We start from the raw sequence: 8,578 nt of genomic DNA, 5'->3' as shown, positions 1-8,578 counted from the left end.
CGCTTGCGCCATCACGCGCAGGCTGCCTAACCTCTCACCCCAGATGGACCAGAGCCTCCGCTCCTGAACACCGCTGAATGTCCCAAATCATCTGACGACGGACACTCAGGCATGTCACCACCTCGCTTTAAGCCTTCTCCGACCCGCTTGGCTCCTGCCTTGGCCGGCATCACCGTTGTGATTGGGTAATCCATCGCGAGGAGGGCGGCTTTGGCGTCTCTGACGCGGGTCCCGCCGTGCCTGACAAGGGAACGAACCGCGTGCAAGGGGCGTCATCCTTCGACTCTACCGAAGTCGAGGAGACTGATATGGACGATGATCGCGTTTGGTCGTTCGAGAAGAGCTTATGGACCGGCGACGCGGACCATTACCGCGAATTGGTCGATGACGAGTGCCTGATGGTCTTACCGACGCCGCCTTTCGTGCTCAGTGGCGCACAGGCGATCGGGGCCGTTGCCGCGACACCGCGTTGGTCCAGCATCGAGATCACGAAAGGCCAGATCTCGCGTCCCCAGGAAGGTCTCATCATCATCGCCTACCATGCCAAGGCATCGCGCGACGACGAATCGTACGAAGCCAATTGCACGTCGACCTATCGACGGATCTCTCATGAGGTCTGGAGGGTCGTCCAACACCAGCAGACGCCGCCCCTCTCCATTCCCGCGGTCAACGACTGATCTTCACATGCACCGGCTCCCCGTTTGATTGGGACGAGTTAAGGGACCGAAGGCGATGATGCTGCGCGAGGCATCGCGTGGATGCACGATGCCCCGTCGGCTGTTTTCAGCCGGCACCGTACCCACCCTCCTTGTTCGTTTGATGCCGATTGGGCGAGTGGTCGTCGTATCCGCCCGTTTCCGGGCCCTGATCACGAGAGGGCTCGACGCGGCCGGGTGAGGTCGGGCCGGCCTCAGCGGGATCATCGCTGGTCCGAGGCTCGACTAGGGATTTGCCTCTCGACGGGATCGAGTGCGCATCCGTTGATGCCTTGTCCGAACTCATGGTGCCCTCGCAGGTTCGTGCCACATACGGGGAAGAGGCCGCCGCGGATCGAGTTCCGTCCACCGCGGAGGCGCAAGACGTCGACTCGGCTGAGACAAGGCATGGACGCGGCGATGGTCAGTGGCTAGCGACAGTGGCAGGTGTTGCGCGTGGGCGACGGCATCGCTGCAACTGTGCGCATTGTGCATAGGAGATCACCATCATCGCGATCGACATGTCATGAAGCCCAGCCGATGACGGGCTGGTTTGGACCATGGACATGAAGAGCGCTGGGTTTCGCCGGGTAACACAGGGCGCTGCGACTGCCGTCCTACTGGTCCTGGCGTTGGGCAGCCCTTTCGCAAGGGCTGGTTCGGCGGCGCAACCGGGACAGACGGTGGGCCAGTCGCCCGGTGCGCCGTTGCCGGTGGGTCTGTATTTCATCAACACCTCAAGCTTCGGCTCGCGCGGCACGACTCCACGCTCCACCGACTCGAACATCAACCTACCGTCGTTCATCTGGGCGACCCCAGCAGAGGTGGTCGGAGGACGACTGCAATTCGTTGTCCTGCAGCCGATCGTGGCGTCGAGCACTCGGGGTGCTGCCTATCAGAGCGGCTTCGGTCAAACGCTGTTGGCTGCGCAGGTGGCCTGGAAGCTCGGGCATGATGTGAACTTCAGTTATCTCCTAGGCGCCTATCTTCCGAGCGACACCAAGATCGTCATCCAGAATCCGGTCCTGCATCAGCGCTTTGCCATCACTTACAACGGCGACGGATGGAACCTGACGGGAAACTTCCTCTATGGCACCTTCTTCGACACGCGCTCGTCGAGCGGGACTTTCTACCCGGACTTCCTCAACCTTGACCTCACAGCCACGAAACATTTCGGCAAGTGGGAAGTCGGGCCAGTCGCGTTCGGATCGACCGATCTACCGACAAACAATCCAAGTTACGCGCGCCAGGGCCAAGTCGCCGTGGGCGCCCTCGTCGGCTACAATTTCGGCTCCGTGAACCTACAAGCCTACGTCACGCGCGACGTCGTTCAGCGCAACTATGCAGGCTTCGAGACCCGCGGGTGGCTGCGTGCCACGGTGCCGATTTACCAGGACAAGGAGCAGCCCGAGGGAGCTCATCCCATCCTGCGCAAGTTCTAGGACGAGCCGGGTACGGGGCGCGCCGTCCTGCGCGAAATGCACGCAAGCCGACCCTCTCCGCGCAACGGCCGGCTCCTCTGCGCGTATTTTCCTTAGTGGGCAGATCGCCCGGTTCGACTAGGAGTCGGGTGTATGAGACACAAAGCTCTGCGGGATCAGGTCATCGTCATCACTGGGGCCTCCAGCGGTATTGGATTGACGACCGCACGAATGGCGGCCCAGCTGGGTGCCCGCGTTGTGTTGGCGGCACGCAGCACCGATGTCCTCGCGCGGGTGGTCAGCGAGATCGAGGCGGAGGGCGGTCACGCTGTCGCCGTGACGGCAGATGTCGGTCGGCGCAACGACGTACTGGCGATCGCCGACGAGGCACGAGCGAGCTTCGGCGGCTTCGATACCTGGGTCAACGTTGCCGGCCTGACGGTCTACGGACCCCTGAGCGCGATCGATTACGCCGATCACGAACGTCTGATTCAAACCAATCTCTGGGGTACGGTGCATGGCTCACTCGTTGCGGTCGAGCACCTGCGCCGGCATGGTGGCGCCCTGATCAATGTCGGAAGTGTGGCCTCCGACCTCGCGTTCCCGTTTCAGGGCCTCTACGCGACCTCCAAGCACGCTGTGAAGGGATTTACCGACACCCTGCGCATGGAACTGATCGCCGAAGGCGCGCCGGTCTCGGTCACCTTGGTCAAGCCCGCGTCTGTCGACACGCCGCTGCCGAACCGTGCGCGCAACTACATGGACCGGGAGCCGACGCTACCCCCTCCGATCTATCCACCATCCGAGGTTGCCAACGCTATCCTCCATGCGGCCGTACATCCGCAGCGGGACATCTTCGTTGGCGGCGGCGGCAAGATGTTCGTCATGGGCAAGGAGTTCGTGCCCGGCGCCTATGACGAACTCGCACCCGCGATCATCGCCTTGCAGAAGCGCTCCGAAACGCCACGGAACCCGATCGGCGCCCTGCACGCCCCGGTCAACGCTGGCGCGGAACGTGGCGATCCGCCGATCTACGTGATGCGCACCAGCGCGTACACACGCGCCACGCTGCATCCGCTGACGACGCTGTCGATCGCCGCCGGTCTCGCGACGGCGACAGCCCTGCTTCTCGGATGGCGTGCTCGACATCCACTGTGAGGCGGTCAACCTGAGCCCAGCTCAGGCTTCCGGATTGGTTCTGATAGAGAAGCGATCGCGGGCGGTGATCCGATCCGCCACGAGATCGTGGACTTCGCGCTGGTAGACCTCCCGGCAGAGGAAAGCGCGCTCGAGGTCGAGACGCTCTTCCTCAATGTCGATGTACCAGCAGCGTCGCCGCCCGCTCCAGCGGTAACTTCTCCCTTTCAAGACGTCTTTCGTGGAGATCGGAGAACCAGCGGCCCAAACCCGCACCGTCGGCTTGCGCGCGATCTCGAGCAAGCACGCAAGGACGAGGCGCCCAGAGGTTCTCAGAGGCGCTGCGAGGAGTGTCAGCAGCGCGTGGCAATCGTCAATGGCGCGGTGGCCCTTATGGAAGTAGCCGTGATCGATAAGCAGGTAGCCCAGCTTAAACCCCTCGTGGCCTTCTGCACGCCAGGGCACTTGATGGTAGGAGCAGGCCCAGTTTTTTTCCGCGAAGACCGGCCAGCGGGTCTCGCACATCTGTCTGTCGAAGCTGGCGTTGTGGGCGATTACCACGGCAGCGTCGGCCACCATCGCCGTTACAGCTTCGTCATCGATGCGTTGCCCGGCCACATCGGTGTCACCGATGCCGGTCAGGCGGGTGATCTCGGGTGGGATAGGCCGGCCGGGGTCGTGGAGCTGGTTGAGCGAATCGAGCACGCGGTAGACTCGACCGCTCGCGCCGTACTCGAACTTGATCATGCCGAGTTCGATCACCGTATCGCGGGTGTGATCGACCCCAGTGGTCTCCGTATCGACGATCAGGCCGATAAAAGTTGGTTCAGTGGGAGGCTCGTTGGCATCCACAAAAGGCTTGAGCTGCCGAAGGACGCGGTAGGCACCTGTCGCCTCGAGGGTATCTGCGATTACATCTAGGGCATGCGTCGGTGTCACGTTGTCCAGGTCAGGCTGGTCTCCGGTCGCGCGAACCGTGCCCGGGCGATCCAACGGAGAGCCTAGGCGCAGAACTGATCGGACTGAAAGTCATGCCAACTTCGTATCCCCAGAAGACTGCCAGTGCGGCGACGCACACCCCGTTGCACAGTTGAGCATTGGCATGCCGTGGCTTCACCCTGCTAGCGCTCGGGCTTGTTAAGCCCAAGGTGTCCATGCGCTTCGACCGGCGTCATGCGTCGAATGGCATGCTCCGAAAACCCGAGGGTACGGAGATCGGCTCTCTGACGATTGGTGATCATCAGAGAGATTGCATGTGGGGGTGTGGAAACCTTCTGGTCGACCGACATCGCTGTATCGGTCGCATTGGCGACGCGCTCGCTGAAGGCCACGCCCGCCGCGTCGCGATCGAGGAATCTCAGAAGATCGTCGTCGCCTTCTACCATCGTTCGATCCACTCATTCTGCATGTCGAACATCGATATCTGCCACCGTGTCTTGTCAGTCGAAGTCGACGTAGCCCCGGGAAGAGCCAGCGCAATCCCGTCTCGCGCACTGTGACAACCGCGGCAACGTCGCAGTCCTCTCGAAGATCTCAGGCTTTCCCTGTCTTCACGGCCTCACGATGCCAAACCGCTGGTCAACGCGCTGCTCAATGAAAAACGACGTCGCCCAGATCGCGAGACCGCCCAGCGCCAGTGCAACGCCGACCCAGCCGGTGGAGGGAAGGCCGTATCCGGACACGAGCGCGAACCCTGCTAGCCAGGGTCCGAGGGCATTGGCGACGTTGAAGGCGGAGTGGTTCAGTGCGGCAGCAAGAGTCTGCGCGTCCTCCGCCACATCCATCAGGCGGGTCTGCAGGATGGTGGCGAGTCCGCCTCCACAGCCGATGAGGAAGACGACGGGCCCGAGGGTCCAAAGGCTTCCTGCGGCGTATGGGTAGAGAGCAAGTGCGCAGGCGCTCCAGACCAGGGTCACCCCGGCCGACGGCATCAGCGCCCGATCGGCCGCCCACGCACACACGAGGTTGCCGAGGGTGAGGCCCAGGCCGAACAGGGCAAGCATCGGCGGGATGGCACTCGGCGATGCATGGGTGACATCCAGCATCGTCGAAGCCAGATAGGTGTAGACGGAGAACAGGCCACCGAAGCCGATCGCGCCGGTGGCGAGCGTCAGCCAGACCTGACCGCGCCGCAGAGCCCCAAGTTCCTTCAAGGCGCTCGCTCCCTGAGCCGGTGCGCCGAGAGGCGCATAGATCCGCACCAGGATTGCGGTCGCCGTGGCAAGGAGGGCTACGAGGGCGAAGCTCCAGCGCCAGCCGGCGAACTGGCCGATGCCGTTGGCCAGCGGCACCCCAACCACCGTCGCGACGGTCAAGCCAGCGATGATCCGCGACACAGCCTGCGAGCGCCGCTCCCGCGGGACGAGTGAGGCAGCGACCAAGGCAGCGACGCCGAAGTAGGCGCCGTGCGGCAGGCCGGCGAGGAAGCGGAAGACCAACATCCAGGAATAACTCGGCGCCAACGCCGACAATCCGTTACCGAGAGCGAACAATACCATCAGGGTGACCAAGAGTGTCCGCCGTGCGACGCGGGCTGCCAGCACGGCGATGACGGGCGCGCCCACCACGACACCCAGGGCGTAGGCGCTGATTACATGGCCAGCCGTGGGGGCATCGATTCCAAGATCGAGAGCAAAGGCCGGTAGCAGGCTCATGGCGGCGAACTCGGTCGTGCCGATCGCGAAGCCCCCGGTCGCCAGCGCGACGAGGATAAGGGTCGGGTGAGATGCAGGCGTTGGGATGCTGGGCGCGTGATCCGCCACGGCCGCGGATTCCAGGGGAGATGTCTGTGGGAGATCGACGACGCTCATCGCAGGCCTATCTTGGACAACTTTGGGTCAAGACTAAACATGATGGTCCGGCCTTGGATCGGGGCCTACTGGGACCTCGCATAGGCGATCATAGTTTTGGGGTCCGGTATGGGAGGTATTCTCGAACTGGAGCCGCGATCAGTTTTTCGGCACCTTGTCCTTGCCCTTACCCGGGTTTGATGTGTTGACGAGTTCGGGCGATGCCTTGGCGCGGAGAGACTGGCGCTGGGCCTCCGGATCGATCCGCCGGACGCGAGTCAACGGTTCGAGGCGGACTGGACTACCAGTCTTCAGCGCCTCGACGATGCCTTCCAAAACGCGCACGTCGGCATAACCCTCTTCGCCATCAGGTTCGGGGTCGCGGTCGTTCAGGATGCAGTCGGAGAAGTAGCGCAGTTCGCCGCCGAAATGGTCTGTGTTCTTGAAGGTCTCGTGCGTCTTGCTTTCACCGATGGTGACGGTGTGCGCCAAAGACTTGCCGTACATGTATCCGGGGTTCACCTCCATACTGCCCTTCGTACCCACCACCGTGTAGGTGTCGAGCGTGTTGCCCACATAGGACAGCACGAACTGCGCCAGGCGGTCGCCCGGGAAGCGCAATGTCACCGCGACTGTGTCATCGAAGTCGCCGAGACCTGCTTCAGGGTGCCGTACGCCGACGGCGGAGACCACCTCTGTCGGCTCCGAGCCGAAAACGTAGCGGGCTGCGTTCACCGGGTAAGGACCCATGTCAAAGATTGGTCCGGCCTCAATACCACTGCCAGCCCGGTGGTTCTCGGGCGAGACCATTTGGGTGAAGGTCGAGGTAAAGGTCAGCAAGGTACCAAGCTTGCCCGAACGGATCAGGTCGATGGTCGCGAGGGTCGCGGGCTCGAAATGCAGCCGGTAGGCCACCATCAGCTTGGCCGACGAGCGCTCCGCGACGTCCAAGATCTCACGGCACTTCGCTGCCGAGACCTCCAGCGGTTTCTCCACCAGCACATGGATCCCGGCTTCCAGGGCCGGAATCGCGAACTCCGCGTGGCGCCAGTTCGGGGTTGCGATGTAGATCGCATCGATCTTGCCCGAAGCGATGAGTTCGCCGAACTGCTCGTAGCCGTAGGATTCCGTGACGCCGTACTGCCTGCCGATACCCTGGGACTTTTCCGGATCACCTGTGACGAAAGCTACCACCTCGGAGTTTCCGGTGTGGGCCACACCCGGCAGCATCGCCTCCTGCGTGATATCGCCGAGTGCGACGAAAGCGTAGCGAACCTTCCGGGCCGGGATGAAGCCGAGGGCGGATGCGAGGCTCATGTGGGTCTCCGGGTGGGAAGGCGAAGCGTGTCGGGCGTTGCGAACTCGGCCGGAGCCTCGTCGCGTTTTAGGACGGTGGTGTGCAATCAACTGCGCCGTGCGGCCAATGTTGCATACGGATGCAGTTAGGGGCACATGGATGCCTTGCGCTGGGTGCAGGTGGTTCACTCGGAGTTCGTCAGATGAGCAGGACGCGTCCGCCCTCGTCGATTGCTGTCGCCCGGTTGGCCGGCGTCTCCCAATCGGCCGTATCGCGGACCTTCACTCCCGGGGGCATCGTCTCGCCGGCGACCCGCGCCAAGGTGCTGGCGGCCGCTTCGACGTTGGGCTACCGACCGAACCTCCTGTCACGCTCCCTTACGACCGGGCGCTCCGGCATCGTCGCCGTGGCTGTCGGCGGCCTCTCCAACCCTTTCCACGCGATGGCGCTGGATTGCTTCGCGACCGGCCTGCAACGGAGGGGACAGCAGGTCATGCTCGTCGTGGTCGAGGACGAGTGGGCGCTCGGCTCTGCCGTGGAACTCCTTTCAGGTTATCAAGTGGACGCGGTGCTCAGTTCGCTCTCAGTGAACGCTCGGGATGTCGCCGAAGCCCTGACACGTTTCGGCGTTCCCATCGTCACGATGAACTCCTCGGTGACCAACCGCTGGGTTCGGACGGTGGCGGCCGACGACCATGAAGCCGGCGCCGCAATCGCGAAGCATCTGTACGGGCAGGGCGCCCGTCGCTTCGGCTACATCGCGGGCCGCTCGGGTACGCTTGCCCAGGAGCGCCGCGAGGCCGGCTTTCGGCAGGGCTTGGCTGAGTTCGGTATCACGGACTGCGAACGGGCGCAGGGCAACCACCTTCATAGCGGCGGGGCAGCGTCGGTCCGGGCGCTCTATGCGTCTGGCACCGGGCCGGACGGCCTGTTCTGCTTGAACGACCTGACCGCAATGGGCGCCATCGACGCGTTGCGGGTAGAGTTTGGTTTGCGCTGTCCGGAGGATGTATTAGTCGCCGGTTACGACAACATCGACGGATCAGCGTGGCCTCCCTACCGCTTGACCACGGTCGATGTGGGCCTGGACCGTGTCGCTGCCGAGGCCTTCGCGCTGATCGAGGAGGAGGATGGCGGTCCACCAGAAGTCCTGGTGCAGCCCCGCCTTGTCCTGCGCGCCAGCACCCGCAGCTGAGCGGGCAAAGGCCGCTTTCTTGCTGATCAAGCGTTCTGCTTGCT

The 8,578-nt window shown here is 63.3% G+C and carries 8 protein-coding genes; 4 read left to right on the top strand and 4 right to left on the bottom strand.

Annotated features, from left to right (window positions below):
* Nucleotides 1-308 precede the first annotated feature (308 nt).
* The 3 genes from ASF58_RS21100 to ASF58_RS21090 all read left to right on the top strand — a co-directional run bounded on the left by ASF58_RS21100 (nt 309) and on the right by ASF58_RS21090 (nt 3,274).
* A complete protein-coding gene (locus ASF58_RS21100) occupies nt 309-677 on the top strand; it encodes a DUF4440 domain-containing protein (protein ID WP_055957141.1) in 369 nt (122 codons plus the stop codon).
* Nucleotides 678-1,261: 584 nt separating this feature from the next.
* Nucleotides 1,262-2,137, top strand: a complete 876-nt coding sequence (locus ASF58_RS21095) for a transporter (protein ID WP_082513220.1) — start codon at nt 1,262-1,264, stop codon at nt 2,135-2,137.
* A gap of 132 nt (nt 2,138-2,269) precedes the next feature.
* Complete coding sequence (locus ASF58_RS21090) at nt 2,270-3,274, top strand: SDR family oxidoreductase (protein ID WP_055957138.1); 1,005 nt, start codon at nt 2,270-2,272, stop codon at nt 3,272-3,274.
* A gap of 21 nt (nt 3,275-3,295) precedes the next feature.
* On the opposite strand, the gene ASF58_RS21085 is transcribed toward ASF58_RS21090, so the two are convergent.
* From ASF58_RS21085 to ASF58_RS21070, 4 genes are all read right to left on the bottom strand, one after another.
* Nucleotides 3,296-4,192, bottom strand: a complete 897-nt coding sequence (locus ASF58_RS21085) for a 3'-5' exonuclease (protein ID WP_055957178.1) — start codon at nt 4,190-4,192, stop codon at nt 3,296-3,298.
* A 182-nt stretch (nt 4,193-4,374) separates the two neighbouring features.
* A complete protein-coding gene (locus ASF58_RS21080) occupies nt 4,375-4,638 on the bottom strand; it encodes a hypothetical protein (RefSeq protein WP_055957137.1) in 264 nt (87 codons plus the stop codon).
* A gap of 165 nt (nt 4,639-4,803) precedes the next feature.
* The gene (locus ASF58_RS21075) at nt 4,804-6,063 is read right to left on the bottom strand and encodes an MFS transporter (RefSeq protein WP_055957134.1); all 1,260 of its coding nucleotides are present in this window, start codon (nt 6,061-6,063) and stop codon (nt 4,804-4,806) included.
* Nucleotides 6,064-6,201: 138 nt separating this feature from the next.
* Nucleotides 6,202-7,359: a Gfo/Idh/MocA family oxidoreductase gene (locus ASF58_RS21070; RefSeq protein ID WP_055957132.1), complete on the bottom strand. Its 1,158-nt coding sequence runs from the start codon at nt 7,357-7,359 to the stop codon at nt 6,202-6,204.
* Between the two features lie 182 nt (nt 7,360-7,541).
* Here ASF58_RS21070 and ASF58_RS21065 point away from each other — a divergent pair, with 182 nt between their 5' ends.
* Nucleotides 7,542-8,534: a LacI family DNA-binding transcriptional regulator gene (locus ASF58_RS21065; protein WP_055957130.1), complete on the top strand. Its 993-nt coding sequence runs from the start codon at nt 7,542-7,544 to the stop codon at nt 8,532-8,534.
* Nucleotides 8,535-8,578 lie beyond the last annotated feature (44 nt).

This window comes from Methylobacterium sp. Leaf125 (genome assembly GCF_001423085.1).
Classification (GTDB): Bacteria; Pseudomonadota; Alphaproteobacteria; order Rhizobiales; family Beijerinckiaceae; genus Methylobacterium.
The sequence above is the reverse complement of the archived record's forward strand: the minus strand, read 5'-3'. Positions and strand labels throughout refer to the sequence as shown.